We start from the raw sequence: 17,693 nt of genomic DNA, 5'->3' as shown, positions 1-17,693 counted from the left end.
ATCGGGTCCAATGGTGAGACTCAAGCCCTTCGGCGCCCGAACCGGTCAGAAGAGGCGCGCAATGGATCTATGGCTGATCTGGTTGATCATCGCAGCCGTGTTGGCTGTGGCGGAGATCTTCACCCTTACCGCTGCGCTCGGAATGCTGAGTGCGGCCGCGTTGGTCACGGCGGGTTCCGCCGCGGTCGGACTGCCGCTGCCCTTCCAGTTCTTGGTCTTCACCGTCGTCGCTACGGTCACCGTGCTGTTCGTGCGCCCCATCGCGCTGCGCCACGTGCTCGGGCCCCAAGTGGCGCGGTTCGGCGTGGATGCCCTGGTCGGCAGGGCTGCCTATGTCGTCTCTGAGGTGACGGGTCTGGGCGGCAGGGTCCGTATCGACGGCGAGGAGTGGACGGCCCGCGCCTACGACGAGACGCTGGTGATTCCTGCTGGAAAGACCGTCGACGTCATAGAGATCAGTGGCGCCACCGCGATCGTCTACCCCCGGGAATGAAACCATGGAAACCTCGGCGTTCTTGATTGCCGGCCTGATCGTCGCGCTGTTCGCGGTTTTCACCGTGGTGCGGGCGGTCCGTATCGTTCCCCAGGCCCGCGCTCGTAATGTCGAGCGACTCGGCCGCTACCACCGGACCCTGAATCCTGGCCTCAATCTCGTCATCCCGTACATCGACCGCGTTCATCCGGTGATCGACCTGCGCGAACAGGTCGTCTCCTTCAAACCGCAGCCGGTCATCACCGAGGACAATCTGGTCGTCGAGATCGACACCGTCCTTTATTTCCAGGTCACCGATCCGCGAGCGGCTTTCTACGAGATCGCGAGTTTCCTTCAGGCGGTCGAGCAGCTCACCGTCACCACGTTGCGCAATGTCGTGGGATCCATGGACCTGGAAAAGACGCTCACCTCACGGGACACCATCAACAGCCAGCTCCGTGGCGTGCTGGACGAGGCCACCGGGAAGTGGGGCCTGAGGGTCAACCGGGTGGAGATCAAGGCCATCGACCCTCCGCAGTCCATCAAGGACGCCATGCAGAAGCAGATGCGAGCCGAGCGGGACAAGCGGGCCGCGATCCTCGGGGCCGAGGGGCAACGCCAGTCACAGATCCTCACCGCGGAAGGCGACAAGCAGGCCGCCGTCCTGCGCGCGGAGGGTAACCGTACCGCTGCGATCCTCCAGGCCGAGGGCCAGTCCCGGGCCATCGACGAGGTGTTCCAGGCCGTGCACCGCAACGACCCCGACCCCAAGCTGCTCGCCTGGCAGTACCTTCAGGTGCTGCCCCAACTCGCGCAGGGTCCGGGCAGCACCTTCTGGGTGATCCCCAGTGAGGTCACCTCCGCACTCCAGGGCGTGTCCCGCGCCTTCAGCGAGGTGCTGCCCCAGTCTCCGGCCACCCGCCAGAAACCCACGGACGACATGGCTGCCCAGGCCGCCGACGACACGGCGCAGGCCGCGGAAGCCGCTGCCGCGGCCCTTGCCGACGCTGCCAAGGTCGATCGCGCCACCCCCGACTCGCTCCCGTCCCAGCCCCCTCGCTGACAGCGGGTGACACTTGCCGGACATCCATCACACCATCGGCCGACGCCGGGCGTGACCGCCAAGAGGCCGGGGGCGTGATGCGGACCGGTCGGCCGCCGCGCGTCTTGCGGCCTCCCTGGACGCCTCCGAACCCGACTTCACGTCGAAGCGACAACCACGGAAGGTGACACAGCCACGTGGTCGGGACCGGCTGGCGTGGAGGATTCGCCGAAATACGGCTCGGCTCGGTCGGCCTGAGAGTCGACCGTGCGCGCCGACCGCCCGGTGGTCGTCGCCCGTGGGGATCTGGAAAAGGAGGCCGTGTGGTTCGTCCTCGCAGAGGCCGGCCGACGGCAAACCACCGGGCGCCTGGTCGATGCGTGGACACCGGCTCCACCGGTTGGCCTCGTGGTGCCTCCTGGGTTCATCCAGCTCCGGTCTGCGCCGTAAGGCCGTCGGTGCCCCCATTGAGGGACGGCACCGCCCAAGCCTCACGCGCCGTGAGGCTTGGGCTCCCGTCGGTTTCCGGGGTCGCCCGGCGCGGTGAGATGCCGGAAACTCCTGTATGAGGGCCTGCGTCGGTGTGGGCCGCGGAGAGGGTGACCGGCGTGCTGGAGGTCCCGCTCTGGCTGTGGATGGCGTTCGCCGCGACGGTGGTGGTGTCGCTGGCAGTGGACCTGCTCGCCCACCGCGCCGAACACGTCATCGGTTTCAAGGAGGCTGCCGCCTGGAGCTCCCTGTGGGTGGGACTCGCTCTGGTCTTCGGCGCGGTCGTCTTCCTGGTCCTCGGCACGACGGCCGGCACCGAGTACACCACCGCGTGGCTGCTGGAGAAGAGCCTGTCGGTGGACAACCTCTTCGTCTTCGCCGTGATCTTCGCCTACTTCAGGGTGCCCCGTGCCTACCAGCACCGTGTCCTCTTCTTCGGCGTGATGGGCGCCCTTGTCTTCCGCGGGATCTTCCTCACCCTCGGTGTCGCCGTGGTCAGCCGCTTCACTTCGGTGCTGTTCGCCTTCGCGGCTGTGCTCTTCTACAGCACCTACAAGCTCCTCAAGGGCGATGAGGAGGGCTTCGACCCCGGCAAGAGCTTCGCCCTGCGGATGCTCCGCAAGGTCATCCCGGTTCGGGACGAGTACGCGGGCAGGAAGTTCTTCGTCAAGGAGGCCGGCAAGCGCGTCGCCACCCCGCTTCTTGCGGTGATCGCCGCGATCGAGGCAGCCGACCTGGTCTTCGCCGTCGACAGTGTCCCCGCTGTGCTCGCCGTCAGCGACGACCTCTTCATCGTCTACACCAGCAACGCGTTCGCCATTCTGGGCCTGCGAGCCCTGTACTTCCTGCTTGCGGGCCTGCTGGACCGTTTCCACTACCTGAACATGGGCTTGGCGGTCATCCTCGGCTTCATCGGCGTCAAGCTGGTCCTCCAAGCGGCACACAAGACGATCAGCACCAGTGTCCCGGAAATCCCCTCGTTGATCAGTCTCGCGGTCATCGTCGTCGTGCTGGCCGCATCCGTCGTACTCAGTCTGCGGCGACCCGTCCCGCCCCAGCCCGCCCCCGCCGCCCAGGCGGACGCAGCCCCAGGGCCAGACACGGCTACCAAGAACCCTGGGCCCGTCAGCTCGCCGCGCGCGGAGCGGGAAGCGCGGGACGGCCCTGAGGAGCGCTCCGATCGCCGGGACGATGACTGAGCACGTGACCTGTCTCCTTCTCCGATCAGGCAATCTATCGTTAAAAGATGAGTAAACGCGAGCATGAGACCGGCCCTCAGGGGACGCTTGTGTGCCCGGTCTGCAAGCGCCCTCTGGAGATGACCGTCAAGAGACGGCACAAGACCTTGGGAGTCTTCGTGCCCGTGTGGGGCCCGGGCCCCTGCCGCAACCCTGACTGCCCCGAGTACCTGGAGGAGCCGGAGCCCGGCCACCCCCAGGAGCACTGACACCACATCCGGCACCAGGCTGACGGATGCCGCCACGGCTGCGCGTGCGTCTCCGATCGTCGCGTAGTCCACCGCGACGAAGTCGACCGGCCTGCCGCGTTGCCGTTCGCAGGCGTGGCCCGGTTCAGCACCTGTTGGCGGGAGTCGACGGTGCCGGCGTCCAGTCGCCGTCCTCCGTCGGCCGTGATGAAGTGGTTGAGCGGGAACAGCCGTTTGCCTGTGCCGCCGCGGTTGGGTGTGCGGGTCATCTCCTCGGGGGCTGCGGAAGGCGATCGGCGTTCAGGTGCTTGCCGCTGTCGATCATGTCCTTCAGCTTCGGCCATGCCTGGCTCGGGTCCTCGTCCGGCTCGTACAGCAGGTCGCGTCGAGCGAGTCGGCGAAGCGGAGGCACAACGCGCCCTTCCGCAGCTGCTCACCCAAGTCGCGCACCTCGCCTGCGATCCACCTCGGGTTCGTGGACGTCCGGACGCGCACCGCCTTGGCCCGGGGTATGGGAGACAGGGCTTGTCTGTCACCATGGATCTTGTGCGCCGCACATGGTGAGTTGCTGCCGTCACGGAGCGAGGAGAGGGAAGCCGGCATGGGGCCGGAGAATCGCCGCCTTACCGTGCTGACGTTGCTGCCTTTCGTCATGATGGCCACCGTCACGGTGGCTGATCTCGCTGTCGGTCCGGCGGTGGTCTTCCTGCCCTTGGTCTCGTTGGGACCCGCCTTCGCTCCGCTCGTGGGAAGTTGGCGGCGCACCGCGTGCGTCGGCGGGATCGCGCTGCTGCTGTGCGTGGGCCTGGGCTGGTACAACGACCTGCTCGGTACGCCACGCGGCTTGATGAGCATTGCCTCGGTGCTCGGTGTCACCGGGGCCGGCCTGTTGGCCGTGTCCATGCGCCAGGAGCGTGAGGCGGAGCTGGACAGTGTTCGCTCCATAGCCGAGGCCGCGCAGCGGGTGTTGCTCAAACCGGTTCCCCGGCTGGCCGGGCGTGTGCGTGTGGCTGTCTGCTACATGTCCGCCGTTGCCGAGGCGCGCATCGGAGGTGACCTCTACGAACTCGTCACCTCACCCTACGGGGTGCGGGTGATCGTCGGCGATGTCCAGGGCAAGGGGCTGGAGGCGGTGGAGACCGCGGCCGTGGTCTTGGGCGCCTTCCGTGAAGCGGCCCCTGACGAAGCCGATCTGGCAGCCGTGGGCTGCAGGCTGGAGCGGGCTGTCGAGCGGCAGCTGGGAGCCGAGAAGTTCGTCACCGCCATTCTCGCCGAAGTGGGGCCCGAGGAGGTCACCTTCCTCAATTTCGGCCACCCGGCACCCCTGCTGACACGCGTGGACGGCACCATGACCTGGCCCGAGCCCTCCTCCTTTGCGCTTCCCCTCGGTCTGGCGGCTCATGGTGCGGCGCCGCCGGAGCCGTTTCGCACCGAGTTCCGCCCGGGCGACCAGCTCCTGCTCTACACCGACGGGGTCACCGAGGCACGCGACGCCGAAGGCCGTTTCTACCCGCTCGCCGAACGCGCTCACCTGCTCAAGGGGCGCGATCCGGAGACAGTGCTGAGAGCGCTGCGCCAGGACCTGCTCCAGCACGTCAGCGGCCCGCTGCACGACGACGCGGCCATGCTGATGCTCCGCCACCGCTGACCTTGCGGACTCCGGGGCCGCAAGCAGCGCAGAACTGATCAACCCGTTCTGGGTACTTGCTCACCCAGGACGCTCTGGCAGCCACTGACCTGCCGAGAGGGTTACCGTCCGATCGCAGACCCCGGTCTGATCGGTGACGGCCGCGGCTGCGCCCTGATCGGCCGGGATGCGGAGATCGGCTTCATGTGCGCTCCGCGCTTCGATGAGGACCCCGTGTTCTGCCCGCTGCCCGACCGGCGGCACGGGGGCGGCTTCCGGCTCGCGCCGGGTGTCACATCAGGTCGGAACGCACCACGGTGACCGGGCAGTGTGCGTGATGGAGCAGGGCCTGACTGACCGAGCCCAGGAGCAGTCCGGTGAATCCGCCGCGTCCGCGCGTACCGACCACCATGAGCTGGGCGCCACGACTCGCCTCGATCAGCGTCGGCCGCGTACGGCCTCGCACGACACGGGTATGCACGGTCACTTCAGGGTGCTCCTCCCGGTGCCCGGACAGGGTTTCGTCCAGGAGTCGCTCCTCGTGTGCCTGAAGCGTCTCCACGTCACCGGTCAGGTCCACCAGTTCCGCCGGGCGGGTGTCACCGTGGTCGCTCCACGTCCCCCATACGTGCAGCGCCACCAGGTCCGCGCCTCGCAGCGAAGCCTCCTCGAAGGCGCACGCGATCGCCCCACGGCTCTGGGGTGTACCGTCCACCGCGACCAGCACCGGCCCGTCAACCGCCATCCGGTCCCGTACCACCATCACCGGGCAGTGGCTGTGAGCGGCCAGATGGACCGACGTCGATCCCAGCAGCAGCCCCGCGAAACCGCCCGAGCCGCGATGGCCCACCACGATCAACTGCGCCGCCCTCGACTCCGCTTCCAGGGCTGTAACCGCTTCTCCCGCGATGACCGCCTGGTCGGCCAGCACCCCGGGCGCGGCAGCAAGGGCTCGTTCGACGGCTTCGGCGAGCAGATGCTCGACGGATTCCCGCACGGCTCCCGCGGGCGGGCCCAGAGGCGAGCCGCCGAGCGGAACATGCATGGCGGGCCAGACAAAGGCATGCACGACGTGCAGCTTGACTCCCCTCATCCGGGCCTCTTGTGCCGCGGCCTCCACGGCGGCCAGCGCGGAGGGGGAGCCGTCAACTCCCACCACGACCGGCCTGGGCGACACGCTGCTCTCTCCTCGCCACGGCGTCGACGCGGGCAACGGCCCGGCGCCCTGCTCTCCCAGCCTCTCGCACTGCCCACAGGGGCGCCACCAGGCGCAGGCCGGTCCCGTCGCCCGCTGCACGCGCAGCTGCTCAGCCGCCCCGGGGGCCGGCTGCCGCGCGGGCCGAGCGGAGCAGGGCCGCGCCGGCCAGGAAGCCGGCCAGGGCTCCGGTCGGCAGCCCGAACGGGCCATGGTCGGCGGGACCGGCGTCGGCCACCCCGAGCAGGCCCAGCACGCAGGCGGCGTAGCCGACGGTGGTCGCGGTGGCGCGCGGCCTGGGCCGGCCGAGCGCCCTCGGCGTCCACCAACTGCGCGACGTCGCGGCGCCGCGCCGCAGGCCGCGCCGTTCGATCCGGCCGAAGACCGCCACGAGCGCGCCGAGCACGAGGAAGAGCACGGCCAGCCACGGCAGCTTCCACAGCAGCCACGCTCCCGTGCTCGCGGGGGGTTGCGGGAGCGGGAACAGGCCGGAGCCGTACACGGCCACGGCGACGAGCACGAACGCGCTCATGTGCCACAGCAGCACGGTCAGGATCACCGAGTTCACGGCGATCACGGCCATCCACGGCCGGATCCGTCGCAGCCGCCGCTCGCCCGCGTCGCGCAGCAGCAGTACCAGCCCCAGCTGAGCCGTGGCCAACGCCAGCAGCGCGAGCGTCGGCGGCGAGAGGTTGCGGAGCCGCATGCCGGCATAGTCGACCATGCTGACCGGGTAGGGACCGGCCACCGTGAGCAGCACCGCCACCGCGGCACCGCCCATCAGCAACGGCACGGCCACCTTGGGCCGGACCGGGAGCGTCCCGTCCTGCCAGGCGAAGCCGATCTGGTGCACCGCCAGCCAGGCGAACAGGTAGTTGCCCAGCTGCAGCGTCGGCGCGTCGAACGCCAGCCGCGCCACGTCCCCGGCGGCGACCAGCCCCACCAGGACCAGCGGCACGGCCGGCCCCGCCCGCCGGTGCAGGCGGTGCATCAGCGGCGTCAGGAAGACCACCATGAGGTAGACCAGCAGGAACCACAGCGGGATCGAGGCCAGCCACACCGCCCGGCCCACCTGAGTGGGATCGACGCCCGCCAGCCGGGCGATCAGCGCGGCGGCGGCAAGCGCCACCAGGAGTGCGGTCGTCGGCCGTACGAGCCGCGCGCTGCGGTCGAGCAGCCAGTCCTGGACGCCGCCGCCCCGACGGGTGCGCGAGGTCAGCGAGGCGGCGTTGGCGAACCCGCCCACCATGAAGAACACCGGCATGACCTGCACCAGCCAGGTGATCGGGCGGCCCCACGACAGCACTTCCAGCGCGCTGAAGCCATCCAGTCCGCGTGCACCGCCGGTGACCACGATGACCATCCAGTGGCCGAGCACCACGATCAGGATGGCGAACGCCCGCAGCAGGTCGACGTGGCGTTCCCGCTGCGGCGGTGTGCGCTCCGCGAGCTCGCGCAGACCGGGCATGTGGCCATCATAGGAACGGGTGACCGGCGAAGATCGCAACCATCCACCGGGCTGGGCGCGTGCGCCACCCCGGCCCGGGCGCTCGTCCTGGACAGCGAGCGGTTGGCCAAGACCGTGTTGCGCGACCGTACGGTCGCCGCTGCAGCGCGGTGGCCTCGACACCAGCCGCTGACGCATCACCTTCGCCACCCGGGTGGCGCTGATCTCGCCCGGTGCCGCCCAGCCGGCCGGGATCGCGGAGTTCGCCCGCCGGGTGGGGTTCCCTGCGGACCGCCGGGTCGAACCACTCACGCCCTGACGGCTCGAACGGGCCCCCGGCCATGAGCCACGTGCTGACGGCCAAGATGTCCAGGTACAGGGTCGTGGCGTCGTGGGCCATGGCGCAGGAGCCGCCGGCGAGCAGCAGCGTGATCGTGTCGCCGTCGTGCACCTCCTCGCACTCGTGGCCGAGGCGGGAGGCGAGTTGCGACATCATCCCGCCGCGCGCCGAGGGAGCGAAACCCTGGCAGTGGGCGGCGGCACCGAAGGACGGCTTCCACGTGCTGCTGCACACCTGTGCCTCGATCATGCTGGAGGCCGGAGAGTCGTGACCTTGGCGGGGTGGCTCGGGCACTCCTCGCCCGCGATCACCCTTGGTTACTATGCTCACTTCATGCCGGAGGCCGGAAGCAAGGGGCGAACCGCCATCGACGGACTGCCCGGGAAGCAGGGAGAGCCGCGTGCCAGTCGAATACTCCCCAGATTCTCCTCAGGGCCGTTGACGGGCGATTCCCGCTGCTGCGCCCCTCCCATGGCGGTCGTGGATTGCAAGGCTGAAGAGATGGGTGGCCTGGGAAAGTGTTGAAAGAGGTCACCGCGACCCGTTACATCACGCCTCTGCGTGAGGGCGGCTCGCTGCCGGGGCTCGTCGAGGCCGACGACTTCGGGACGTACGTCATGAAGTTCACCGGCGCCGGACAGGGCCGCAAGACGCTGGTCGCGGAGGTCGTCTGCGGGGAACTCGCCCGGCGACTCGGTTTCCGGATGCCCCGGCTGGTGACGATCGACCTCGACCCGGTGCTGGGGCTCGGCGAACCCGACCAGCAGGTGCAGGAGCTGCTGAGGTCCAGCGGCGGCACCAACCTCGGCATGGACTTCCTGTCCGGCGCGCTCGGCTTCGACCCCCTCTCCTTCGCGGTGAGCCCCGAGGAGGCCGGGCGGATCGTCTGGTTCGACGCGCTGGTGAACAACGTCGACCGCTCCTGGCGCAACCCCAACCTGCTGATGTGGCGGGGCGAGGTGTGGCTCATCGACCACGGCGCCACCATGATCTGGCACCACAACTGGCCCGGCGTGGAAGGCTCCGCCGCCCGGCCCTACGACGCCTCGGACCACGCCCTCAAGCCCTTCGAGCCGGACGTCGCCCGGGCCGCCGCCGAACTGGCGCCCCTGGTCACCGAGGAACTCCTCGCCGAGGTCACCGCAGAGATCCCGGACGCCTGGCTGGCCGACGAGCCCGGCTTCGACACGCCGGACGCCCTCCGGCGGGCCTACGCGCGGCCGTTGCTCGCGCGGGCCGCCGTCGTGCACGACCGCATCGAGGGGGCCGAGTGAGCGAGCGCCACATCATCAAGGCAGGCCAGGGGAGCGGCCGGGACGTCTTCGAGTACGCCGTCCTGCGCGTCGTCCCGCGCGTCGAGCGCGGCGAGTGCATCAACGCGGGCGTGCTGGTGTACTGCCGCGGTCAGGCGTACGTCGGTGCCCGTACCCACCTCGACGAGGCGCGACTGCTGGCGCTCGACCCGGCCGCCGACGTGGCCGGCGTGCGCGCCGCGCTCCGTGCCGTCGAAGGGGTCTGCGCGGGCGGGGAGGCGGCGGGGCAGGCCGCGCGCGACGACGCCGGACGGCGCTTCCGCTGGCTGATCGCGCCCCGTTCGACGATCGTCCAGCCGGGGCCCGTGCACACCGGGCTGACCACCGATCCGGCCGCCGAGGCGGACCGGTTGCTGGACCTCCTGGTGAGGTAATGGATCACACGCACCCGGTTGCCGTTGACACCGGGTGCCAGGGCTTCTAGCGTCACGTCTGCTGAAGGTACTAAGCGGTCGCTCACCAGATGGGCGTACCCTTCCCAAGGGCTTTCTCAAGGGCGAGGAGAACAGCAATGTCCACCACTGAGCAGCGGGTCGCCGTGGTCACCGGCGGAGCGCGCGGCATCGGCGCCGCCACCGCCGTACGACTGGCCGCCGAGGGTCGCGCGGTCGCCGTGATCGACCTCGACGAGGCCGCCTGCAAGGACACCGTGGAGAAGATCACCGCGGCGGGCGGCAAGGCCCTCGCGGTCGGCTGCGACGTCTCCGACGAGGCGCAGGTCGAGGCGGCCGTGGCGCGCATCGCCCAGGAGCTCGGCGCGCCGACCATCCTGGTCAACAACGCGGGCGTGCTGCGCGACAACCTGCTGTTCAAGATGAGCGTCTCCGACTGGGACATGGTCATGAACGTGCACCTGCGCGGCGCCTTCCTGATGTCGAAGGCCTGCCAGAAGCACATGGTGGACGCGGGCTTCGGACGGATCGTCAACCTCTCCTCGTCCTCCGCGCTCGGCAACCGCGGCCAGGTCAACTACTCCGCCGCCAAGGCCGGACTGCAGGGCTTCACCAAGACGCTCGCCAAGGAGCTCGGCAAGTTCGGCATCACCGCCAACGCCGTCGCCCCCGGCTTCATCGCCACCGAGATGACCAAGGCCACCGCCGACCGCGTCGGCATGGGCTTCGAGGACTTCAAGGCCGCGGCCGCCACCCAGATCCCGGTACAGCGCGTCGGCGAGCCGGAGGACATCGCCAACGCGATCGCCTTCTTCACGGGCGAGGCCGCCGGCTTCGTCTCCGGCCAGGTGCTGTACGTGGCCGGCGGACCGCTCGACTAGGGGACAGAGAACATGACTTCGGTGGAACTCTCCGGCAAGGTCGCGCTCGTCACGGGCGCCAGCCGAGGCATCGGCTACGGCGTCGCCGAGGCGCTCATCGCGCGCGGTGACCGCGTGTGCATCACCGGCCGCAACGAGGAGGCCCTCAAGGAGGCCGTCGAGAAGCTCGGCGCCGACCGCGTCATCGGCGTCGCCGGCAAGGCCCACGACGAGGCCCACCAGGCCGCCGCCGTCGAGCGCACCATGGAGGCCTTCGGCCGCGTCGACTTCCTGGTCAACAACGCCGGGACGAACCCGGTGTTCGGGCCGATCGCCGACCTCGACCTGAACGTGGCGCGCAAGGTCTTCGAGACCAACGTGGTCTCGGCGCTCGGCTTCGCGCAGAGGACCTGGCACGCCTGGCAGAAGGACAACGGCGGCGCGATCGTCAACATCGCCTCCGTCGCGGGCGTCTCCGCCTCTCCCTTCATCGGCGCGTACGGCATCAGCAAGGCCGCGATGATCAACCTGACCCTCCAGCTGGCGCACGAGTACGCGCCGAAGGTGCGGGTCAACGCGATCGCTCCGGCCGTGGTGAAGACCCAGTTCGCGAAGGCCCTGTACGAGGGCCGGGAGGAGGAGGCCGCCGCGGCCTACCCGTTGGGCCGGCTCGGCGTGCCCTCCGACATCGGCGGCGCCGCCGCGTTCCTCACCTCGACGCAGTCCGACTGGGTCACCGGCCAGACGCTCGTCGTGGACGGCGGGATCTTCCTGAACGCCGGCGTGGGCTGATTCTCGCCACCTCGGCACGGGCGCTCGTTGACGGAAACGGCGCCCGTGTCGTCGTAGTCACCGTACAAGTCGTACAAGATCCGCACAGGTCGACGACAACCTCGTCACGGGCTTGTGATCAAGAACGTTGCTTCGAAGGAGGTCCAGCGGCCGAAACACTGCGGTATGGTCTGCCGACCCTTGGTACGGCAGATCGAGGAGTGTGCGCGTGTTCAACCGGAACCGATGCCTGCGGCAAGTGGCGGCCATCGCGTCCATATCATCCCTGGTGACCGGCTGTGGCGTGCTGTCTTCCGACGCCTCCGGTGACGAGGGACCGATCGTGGTGGGTACCACCAGTGCCCCCAGCACGCTCGATCCGGCCGCGTCCTGGGACGGCTCCTGGGAACTGTTCCGCAACATTTACCAAACGCTTCTGGCCTACCCCAATGGCGCGACCACGCCACAGCCGGATGCCGCCGAGAGCTGTGGGTTCACCGACGCCTCCAACCAGACGTACCGCTGCGAGCTGCGCGAGGGCATGCGGTTCTCCGACGGGGACGCGCTCGACGCCAAAGCGGTCAAGCACTCGATCGACCGGATCAAGGCCATCTCGGTGCCCGGCGGCCCGGTCGGTCTGCTCGGCAGCCTGGACCGCGTCCAGGCGCTGGGTGAGCGCGAGGTCGTCTTCCACCTCAACCAGCCCGATGCCACCTTCCCGTTCGTGCTGGCCACTCCGGCCATGTCCATCGTCAACCCCGACGACTACCCGGCCGGATCCCTCCGCAAGGACGGCAAGGTGTCGGGGTCCGGTCCGTACGCGCTGTCGTCGTACGAGGAGGGCCAGAAGGCCGAACTCGTCGGGAACGACCGCTACGAGGGCTTCGCGAAGCGAAGAAACGATGCGGTGACCATCCGCTACTTCCAGGACTCCGGCGCCATGGTCAAGGCGCTCCAGGGCAAGCAGATCGACGCGACCTACCGCGGCCTCGCCGCCGACGACATCGTCGCCTTGGAGAGCAAGAACACCTACGAGGACCTCCAGCTCGTCGAGGGCGCCGGCACCGACATCAGCTACCTGGTGTTCAACCCGAAGGACCCGTGGGCGAGCAAGGCGGCCGTACGCAGGGCGATCGCCCAGGTAGTCGACCGGGCGGCGATCGCGCACAAGGTCTACAAGGACACCGTGGACCCGCTGTACTCCATGGTCCCCAAGGGGCTGACCGGCCACACCACCGGCTTCTTCGACGACTACGGCGACCCCAGCACCTCCAAGGCTCGACAGATCCTCGCCGAGGCGGGCATCACCAAGCGCGTCCCGCTGACCCTCTGGTACACGACCGACCGCTACGGCTCCGAGACGGCCCTGCAGTTCAAGGAGCTCAAGCGCCAGCTCGAGGGCTCCGGTCTCTTCACGATCACTCTGAAGAGCCGCCCCTGGAAGACGTACGTCGAGGGCTACCAGAAGGGCGAGTACCCGGTGTTCGGGCGCGGCTGGTTCCCCGACTTCCCTGACGCGGAGAACTTCATCGCCCCGTTCGTGGGCGAGGAGAACGCGCTCGGCACCCCCTATCCGGCGCCCGAGATCACCGGTGTGCTGCTGCCCCGGTCGCGCGGTGAGAGCGACCGCGCCAACGTGGTGCGGGACTTCGAGGAGGCCCAGCAGATCCTCGTCGACGACGCGCGGCTGCTGCCGCTGTGGCAGGGCAAGCAGTACGTGGCCACCAGTGTGGACATCTCGGGCGGCGAGCGGGCGCTGGACCCGTCGACGATCATGATGATGTGGGAGCTGTACCGGAAGACGAGCTGGTAGAGCCGGTTTCGTCGTCCGCGGCGGTGATTGTCAGTGGTCGCCTGTAGGTTCTGGCCTGGACGTGACCGCACACCGTAAGGAAGTCGACGTGACCGACATCGCCATGCTGCCCGAGTCCTGGCGCGGGGTCCTGGGCAACGAGCTCCAGCAGCCCTATTTCAAGGAGCTGACGGAGTTCGTCGAGGAGGAGCGGGCGAAGGGGCCCGTCTACCCTCCGCGCGAGGAGGTCTTCGCCGCGCTGGACGCCACGCCGTACGAGCAGGTGAAGGTCCTCGTCCTCGGCCAGGACCCGTACCACGGCGAGGGCCAGGGCCACGGCCTGTGCTTCTCGGTGCGTCCCGGGGTGAAGACCCCGCCGTCCCTGCGCAACATCTACAAGGAGATGCAGGAGGAGCTCGGCCTGCCCGTCCCGGACAACGGCTATCTGATGCCCTGGGCGCGGCAGGGCGTCCTGCTGCTCAACGCGGTGCTCACGGTCCGGGGCGGCGAGGCCAACTCGCACAAGGGCCGCGGCTGGGAGAAGTTCACCGACGCGGTGATCCGCGCGGTGGCCGACCGGCCCGACCCGGCGGTCTTCGTGCTGTGGGGCAACTACGCGCAGAAGAAGCTCCCGCTTATCGACGAGACACGGCACGTGGTGGTCAAGGGCGCACACCCCTCCCCGCTGTCGGCGAAGAGGTTCTTCGGCTCGCGTCCGTTCACGCAGATCAACGAGGCGGTCGCGCGGCAGGGCCACGAGCCGATCGACTGGCGCATCCCGAACCTGGGCTGATGTACCACCGCCGGGCCGGTTCACCGTCGAACCGGCCCGGTGCCGCCTGACCGGGATTGTCCGCCGGTGGTATTAGCGTCGGCAGGGACAGCCGACGAGTGCGCGGAGGACACCGTGGCCGAACGACAGGGGCAGACGGCCGCGGACGCCGTGCTGACGCGGATCGGGCAGGTCGCCATCCTGCATCACGCGGGGGACCGCGAGGAGGCCCGGCACCGGTTCCTGGACCTGTGGGCGGAGATCGGCGAGGACGGCGACCCGCTGCACCGCTGCACCCTCGCGCACTACCTGGCCGACACCCAGGACGACCCCTCGGACGAACTCGCCTGGGACCTCAGGGCGCTGACGGCCGCCGAGGAACTGACGGACGACCGGCTCGCCGAGCACGAGGGGGCGCTCGCGGTGCGGGCGCTGTATCCCTCCCTGCATCTGAATCTGGCCGCCGACTATGTGAAGCTCGGCCGCGCGGGGGCCGCCCGCACGCATCTGCGCCGGGCGCGGGGGGCGGCCGAGGCGCTGGGCGACGACCGGTACGGGGACGGGGTGCGGGCGGCGATCATCCGGCTGGAGCTGCGGCTGGGGGAGGGGGACTCCTCCGGAGGGGGAGGGTGGGGGCCGCCGCGACAGCGGCCCTGAGGGTTCACGTCCGTCGCGTCAACGCCCGTACGTCTGCCGGCAGATGACCGCCTCGGGACTGTCCGCGCGCCAGCCGCCGTACCGCTTGCCGAGGGCACAGACGTCCTGCTGGTTCCCCGGGATCGACTTCGGCACGTCGGGGACCTCGACGCGCGGCTGAGGGGGACGCCGGGCCTCGGGACGTCGGGCCTCGGGTCGCCGGGGTTCGGGGTGGGCCGGTCGGGAGTGCGAGCGCCCAGGCGGCTGCTTGCGCACCGGTGCCGCGGCCGAGGGGGCGGCGCTGCGCGGTGTCGTCGCGGCCGGTTGTGGTCGGCGGGACGGGCCGATCATCTCCAGGGCCTCGCGGGCCGGCGCCTGCACGACCTGCGGCTGCGCCCGGTCGTCCGAGCGGGGAGGGTCGTCCGGGCGGGGCGCCGGCGGCTGGGACGGTACCGCCGCCGGGCCGGAGGCGGGCGGACGCTGGACCGTCACACAGCCGGAGAGGGCCGAGACTGCCACGGTGACCAGGAGCGCTGCGGTGGTCGTCGTTCGATGCACGCGCGCAACTCTGCTGGGTCCGACGGCCTTTGGACAGTGGACAAGCGGAGGATGCCCCGCACGGGTGATCCCCGGCCCCGTACGGCGGGGTCGGAGCCCCCGGGGCTGACGTCAGTCTCCCGTGGAGCCATCGACGCGCTCGCGGATCAGATCGGCGTGGCCGTTGTGGCGCGCGTACTCCTCGATCATGTGCGTGTAGATCCAGCGCAGGTTGTAGCGCTCGCCGGTGCGCCGATGCTTGCCCTCGGAGATGTCGTCCGGACCGAAGCGGGCCGCGTTGCGCCGGGCGACCTCGATCTCCGCCTGCCAGGTGCCGTACGCCTCCTCCCAGGTGTCCGCCTCGGTGAGGTGGAACTCGCCGTCCGGGTCGGCGTCACTGAACCAGATCGGCCCCGCATCGTCGTTCACCAGCACCCTGCGGAACCAGCTCCTCTCCACTTCCGCCATGTGCCGCACCAGCCCCATCAGGGACAGCTCGGACGGCTCCACCGGGGCGGTCCTGAGCTGGGCGTCGGTCAGGCCCTCGCACTTCCACGCCAGGGTCTGCCGGTGGTACTCCAGCCAGCCCTCCAGCATGGTGCGTTCGTCGGCGTTGGTGGCGGGTTCACGGCGTTCAGTGGTCATACCCGCATCCTGACCCAACTCACCCGAGGTCTCCAGGGGTTTTCGCGTCCTCGGGAGCGCCGCCGAGCATGCCGTCCAGCAACTCCCTCAGCCCTGCCCGCACCTCCTCCAGGCTCGGCACCTCCGCGTGGAAGGACCCGGCCACGCAGCTGAACATCAGCCCGTCCGCCCAGGCGACCAGCGACAGCACGTGCCGCGCCGGATCCGTCGAGCCCATGGCAGTCACGAGTGCGGCGAGCTGGTCCCGGAAGCGGGCGCCGGCCGCGTCGAAGTAGGCGCGCAGTCCGGGGCGGCGGGTCGCTTCGAGGGCGAGTTCGTAGCGGGCGAGCGTCAGTTCGCGGTTGCGGGTCAGGGCGCGGTGCGTCGCCAGGGCCAGCGCGTCGACCAGCGCGGCCGAACCGCCCCGCGGGTCCGGCATCTCGTGCAGGGCCAGTACCCGCGCCTCACGCTCGGCGAGGCGGCGCACGGCCAGCTCCAGGAGCGCCTGCCGGGTGCGCGCGAGATTGGAGGTCGAGCCCTGGGGGAGGCCGGCCGCCTCGTCGACCGCCCGATGGGTGAGCCCGCGCATCCCGCGCTCGGCGAGCAGGGCGAGGGCGGTGTCGGCGAGGAGGTCGGCGCGCGAGGCGCTGGGGGTGGCGCGTGCGGACATGGAGGTCAACCTATCCCTCTCACTACCCCTGTAGTACAGTCGACGCATCGGCTCACTACAGCTGTAGTGAGCAGGATCGAGAGGCCGGGAGGACCCATGGCACAGTCGAGGCACGCGGTCGTGATCGGCGGCGGGATCGGAGGCCTGACGGCGGCCGCGGCCCTGCACCAGAGCGGCTGGCAGGTCACCGTGCTGGAGCGGGCCCGCTCGCTGGAACCGGTCGGCGCGGCGATCTCCCTGGCGCCCAACTCCCTGCGCGCGCTGGACGTCATCGGCCTCGGCGACGAGATCCGTGACCTGTCCGCCTGGGAGGGCGACGGAGGACTGCGCACCCCGGGCGGGCGCTGGCTCGCACGCTCCGACGCCGCCGCTGCGGCCGAGCGCTTCGGCGGCCCGCTCGTCCTGCTCCACCGGGCCACCCTCATCCACAGCCTGGCCGCACAGCTCCCGCCGGGGGCCGTCCGCACGTCCGCCGCGGCGACCCTCGTCGACCCGGGCGCCGCCGACCGCCCGGCCCGCGTGAGCACGCCCGACGGCGAGCTGGAGGCCGACCTCGTGGTGGCCGCGGACGGCATCCGGTCCGCCGTACGCCGTGCGCTGTTTCCGGAGCACCCCGGTCCTGTGTATTCGGGGTTCACCACCTGGCGGGTCGTGATCCCGGTCCCCGGCGCCGAGTTCGCCTCACACGAGACGTGGGGCCGGGGCCGCATCTGGGGCACGCACCCGCTGCAGGACGGCCGGGTCTACGCCTACGCCGCCGCCACGGCCCCCGCGGGGCAGCACGCGCCCGACGACGAGAAGGCCGAACTCGTCCGCCGCTACGGCGACTGGCACGACCCGATCCCGGCGGTCCTCGCCGCCGCCCGCCCCGAGGACGTCCGGCGCCACGACGTCCACCACATCGCCGAGCCGCTGCCCGCCTACCACCGAGGCCGGGTCGCCCTCGTCGGCGACGCCGCGCACGCCATGCCCCCGACGCTCGGGCAGGGCGGCAACCAGGCCATCGAGGACGCGATCGTGCTCGCGCACCGTGAGGACCTCGCCGCCTATTCGGCGGCCAGACTGCCGCGTACGACGGCCATCGCCCGCCAGGCCGTCAAGGTCGGCCGCCTCAACATGATGAGCAACCGCGCGCTGATGGCCGTACGCAACACCGCGGTCGCCGCGTTGTCCAAGGCCGGACCCGCCCTCTTCCTGCGCGGCTTCGACGGAATCGCCGACTGGCGGCCGCCGCAGCAGCCGTATGCTTCCGGGGTGACCCCGGCAGGCAACCGCTAGAGGAGACCCA

At 70.3% G+C, this 17,693-nt stretch carries 19 protein-coding genes and 1 pseudogene; 14 read left to right on the top strand and 6 right to left on the bottom strand.

The genetic code is table 11. The features are described 5' to 3' along the window. The first annotated feature begins 61 nt into the window (after nt 1–61). The 4 genes from ABT063_RS16355 to ABT063_RS16340 all read left to right on the top strand — a co-directional run bounded on the left by ABT063_RS16355 (nt 62) and on the right by ABT063_RS16340 (nt 3,450). Nucleotides 62–493 (top strand): NfeD family protein, encoded by a 432-nt coding sequence (locus tag ABT063_RS16355; protein WP_351058011.1) that lies wholly within the window; start codon nt 62–64, stop codon nt 491–493. A gap of 4 nt (nt 494–497) precedes the next feature. Continuing rightward, nucleotides 498–1,535 carry an SPFH domain-containing protein gene (locus tag ABT063_RS16350; RefSeq protein WP_351058010.1) on the top strand — a complete coding sequence of 346 codons (1,038 nt, stop codon included), beginning with the start codon at nt 498–500 and terminating at the stop codon, nt 1,533–1,535. Nucleotides 1,536–2,122: 587 nt separating this feature from the next. Continuing rightward, nucleotides 2,123–3,202 carry a TerC family protein gene (locus ABT063_RS16345; protein WP_351058009.1) on the top strand — a complete coding sequence of 360 codons (1,080 nt, stop codon included), beginning with the start codon at nt 2,123–2,125 and terminating at the stop codon, nt 3,200–3,202. A 119-nt stretch (nt 3,203–3,321) separates the two neighbouring features. After that, nucleotides 3,322–3,450, top strand: a complete 129-nt coding sequence (locus tag ABT063_RS16340) for a hypothetical protein (RefSeq protein ID WP_351058008.1) — start codon at nt 3,322–3,324, stop codon at nt 3,448–3,450. 33 nt (nt 3,451–3,483) lie between these two features. On the opposite strand, the pseudogene ABT063_RS16335 reads toward ABT063_RS16340, so the two are convergent. Continuing rightward, a pseudogene (locus tag ABT063_RS16335) lies at nt 3,484–3,826 on the bottom strand (PI-PLC domain-containing protein); the annotation flags it as partial. A gap of 204 nt (nt 3,827–4,030) precedes the next feature. Here ABT063_RS16335 and ABT063_RS16330 point away from each other — a divergent pair. Next, nucleotides 4,031–5,077: a PP2C family protein-serine/threonine phosphatase gene (locus ABT063_RS16330; protein WP_351058066.1), complete on the top strand. Its 1,047-nt coding sequence runs from the start codon at nt 4,031–4,033 to the stop codon at nt 5,075–5,077. A gap of 271 nt (nt 5,078–5,348) precedes the next feature. Here the strand turns inward: ABT063_RS16330 and ABT063_RS16325 are convergent, their stop codons facing one another. Both ABT063_RS16325 and ABT063_RS16320 read right to left on the bottom strand, forming a co-directional pair. Beyond that, nucleotides 5,349–6,233: a universal stress protein gene (locus tag ABT063_RS16325; protein WP_351058007.1), complete on the bottom strand. Its 885-nt coding sequence runs from the start codon at nt 6,231–6,233 to the stop codon at nt 5,349–5,351. A gap of 130 nt (nt 6,234–6,363) precedes the next feature. Further along, on the bottom strand, nt 6,364–7,719 hold the full coding sequence (locus tag ABT063_RS16320; RefSeq protein ID WP_351058006.1) for an acyltransferase family protein: 1,356 nt from the start codon (nt 7,717–7,719) through the stop codon (nt 6,364–6,366). 344 nt (nt 7,720–8,063) lie between these two features. On the opposite strand from ABT063_RS16320, the gene ABT063_RS52185 reads away from it, so the two are divergent. The 8 genes from ABT063_RS52185 to ABT063_RS16280 all read left to right on the top strand — a co-directional run bounded on the left by ABT063_RS52185 (nt 8,064) and on the right by ABT063_RS16280 (nt 14,595). Next, nucleotides 8,064–8,309, top strand: a complete 246-nt coding sequence (locus ABT063_RS52185) for a hypothetical protein (RefSeq protein WP_502990823.1) — start codon at nt 8,064–8,066, stop codon at nt 8,307–8,309. A gap of 247 nt (nt 8,310–8,556) precedes the next feature. After that, nucleotides 8,557–9,312 (top strand): HipA family kinase, encoded by a 756-nt coding sequence (locus tag ABT063_RS16310; protein ID WP_351058005.1) that lies wholly within the window; start codon nt 8,557–8,559, stop codon nt 9,310–9,312. Continuing rightward, nucleotides 9,309–9,725, top strand: coding sequence for a DUF3037 domain-containing protein (locus ABT063_RS16305; RefSeq protein ID WP_351058004.1), 417 nt, complete (start codon nt 9,309–9,311; stop codon nt 9,723–9,725). The genes ABT063_RS16310 and ABT063_RS16305 overlap by 4 nt, the downstream gene beginning before the upstream one ends. Nucleotides 9,726–9,862: 137 nt before the next feature. Then, entirely contained in the window at nt 9,863–10,624 is a 762-nt protein-coding gene (gene fabG / locus ABT063_RS16300) for a 3-oxoacyl-ACP reductase FabG (RefSeq protein ID WP_351058003.1), read from the top strand. 12 nt (nt 10,625–10,636) lie between these two features. Next, complete coding sequence (locus tag ABT063_RS16295) at nt 10,637–11,395, top strand: SDR family oxidoreductase (protein WP_351058002.1); 759 nt, start codon at nt 10,637–10,639, stop codon at nt 11,393–11,395. Between the two features lie 208 nt (nt 11,396–11,603). Continuing rightward, nucleotides 11,604–13,187 carry an ABC transporter substrate-binding protein gene (locus tag ABT063_RS16290; RefSeq protein WP_351058001.1) on the top strand — a complete coding sequence of 528 codons (1,584 nt, stop codon included), beginning with the start codon at nt 11,604–11,606 and terminating at the stop codon, nt 13,185–13,187. A gap of 88 nt (nt 13,188–13,275) precedes the next feature. Beyond that, nucleotides 13,276–13,959: a uracil-DNA glycosylase gene (locus tag ABT063_RS16285; protein WP_351058000.1), complete on the top strand. Its 684-nt coding sequence runs from the start codon at nt 13,276–13,278 to the stop codon at nt 13,957–13,959. Between the two features lie 114 nt (nt 13,960–14,073). Then, on the top strand, nt 14,074–14,595 hold the full coding sequence (locus tag ABT063_RS16280) for a hypothetical protein (RefSeq protein ID WP_351057999.1): 522 nt from the start codon (nt 14,074–14,076) through the stop codon (nt 14,593–14,595). Between the two features lie 18 nt (nt 14,596–14,613). Here the strand turns inward: ABT063_RS16280 and ABT063_RS16275 are convergent, their stop codons facing one another. The 3 genes from ABT063_RS16275 to ABT063_RS16265 all read right to left on the bottom strand — a co-directional run bounded on the left by ABT063_RS16275 (nt 14,614) and on the right by ABT063_RS16265 (nt 16,405). After that, on the bottom strand, nt 14,614–15,132 hold the full coding sequence (locus tag ABT063_RS16275) for a hypothetical protein (protein WP_351057998.1): 519 nt from the start codon (nt 15,130–15,132) through the stop codon (nt 14,614–14,616). 111 nt (nt 15,133–15,243) lie between these two features. Further along, entirely contained in the window at nt 15,244–15,756 is a 513-nt protein-coding gene (locus ABT063_RS16270) for a DinB family protein (protein WP_351057997.1), read from the bottom strand. A gap of 19 nt (nt 15,757–15,775) precedes the next feature. Beyond that, a complete protein-coding gene (locus tag ABT063_RS16265; protein ID WP_351057996.1) occupies nt 15,776–16,405 on the bottom strand; it encodes a TetR/AcrR family transcriptional regulator in 630 nt (209 codons plus the stop codon). Nucleotides 16,406–16,501: 96 nt separating this feature from the next. On the opposite strand from ABT063_RS16265, the gene ABT063_RS16260 reads away from it, so the two are divergent. After that, on the top strand, nt 16,502–17,683 hold the full coding sequence (locus ABT063_RS16260; protein WP_351057995.1) for an FAD-dependent monooxygenase: 1,182 nt from the start codon (nt 16,502–16,504) through the stop codon (nt 17,681–17,683). Nucleotides 17,684–17,693: the final 10 nt, after the last annotated feature.

Source organism: Streptomyces sp. NPDC002838 (assembly GCF_040295365.1).
Classification (GTDB): Bacteria; Actinomycetota; Actinomycetes; order Streptomycetales; family Streptomycetaceae; genus Streptomyces.
The sequence above is the reverse complement of the archived record's forward strand: the minus strand, read 5'-3'. Positions and strand labels throughout refer to the sequence as shown.

Coding starts and splice junctions, on each gene's coding strand:
- ABT063_RS16355 (WP_351058011.1), top strand. CDS start 62: ATGGATCTATGGCTGATCTGGTTGATCATCGCAGCCGTGTTGGCTGTG.
- ABT063_RS16350 (WP_351058010.1), top strand. CDS start 498: ATGGAAACCTCGGCGTTCTTGATTGCCGGCCTGATCGTCGCGCTGTTC.
- ABT063_RS16340 (WP_351058008.1), top strand. CDS start 3,322: ATGACCGTCAAGAGACGGCACAAGACCTTGGGAGTCTTCGTGCCCGTG.
- ABT063_RS16330 (WP_351058066.1), top strand. CDS start 4,031: ATGGGGCCGGAGAATCGCCGCCTTACCGTGCTGACGTTGCTGCCTTTC.
- ABT063_RS16320 (WP_351058006.1), bottom strand. CDS start 7,719: ATGCCCGGTCTGCGCGAGCTCGCGGAGCGCACACCGCCGCAGCGGGAA.
- ABT063_RS52185 (WP_502990823.1), top strand. CDS start 8,064: ATGTCCAGGTACAGGGTCGTGGCGTCGTGGGCCATGGCGCAGGAGCCG.
- fabG (WP_351058003.1), top strand. CDS start 9,863: ATGTCCACCACTGAGCAGCGGGTCGCCGTGGTCACCGGCGGAGCGCGC.
- ABT063_RS16295 (WP_351058002.1), top strand. CDS start 10,637: ATGACTTCGGTGGAACTCTCCGGCAAGGTCGCGCTCGTCACGGGCGCC.
- ABT063_RS16270 (WP_351057997.1), bottom strand. CDS start 15,756: ATGACCACTGAACGCCGTGAACCCGCCACCAACGCCGACGAACGCACC.
- ABT063_RS16265 (WP_351057996.1), bottom strand. CDS start 16,405: ATGTCCGCACGCGCCACCCCCAGCGCCTCGCGCGCCGACCTCCTCGCC.
- ABT063_RS16260 (WP_351057995.1), top strand. CDS start 16,502: ATGGCACAGTCGAGGCACGCGGTCGTGATCGGCGGCGGGATCGGAGGC.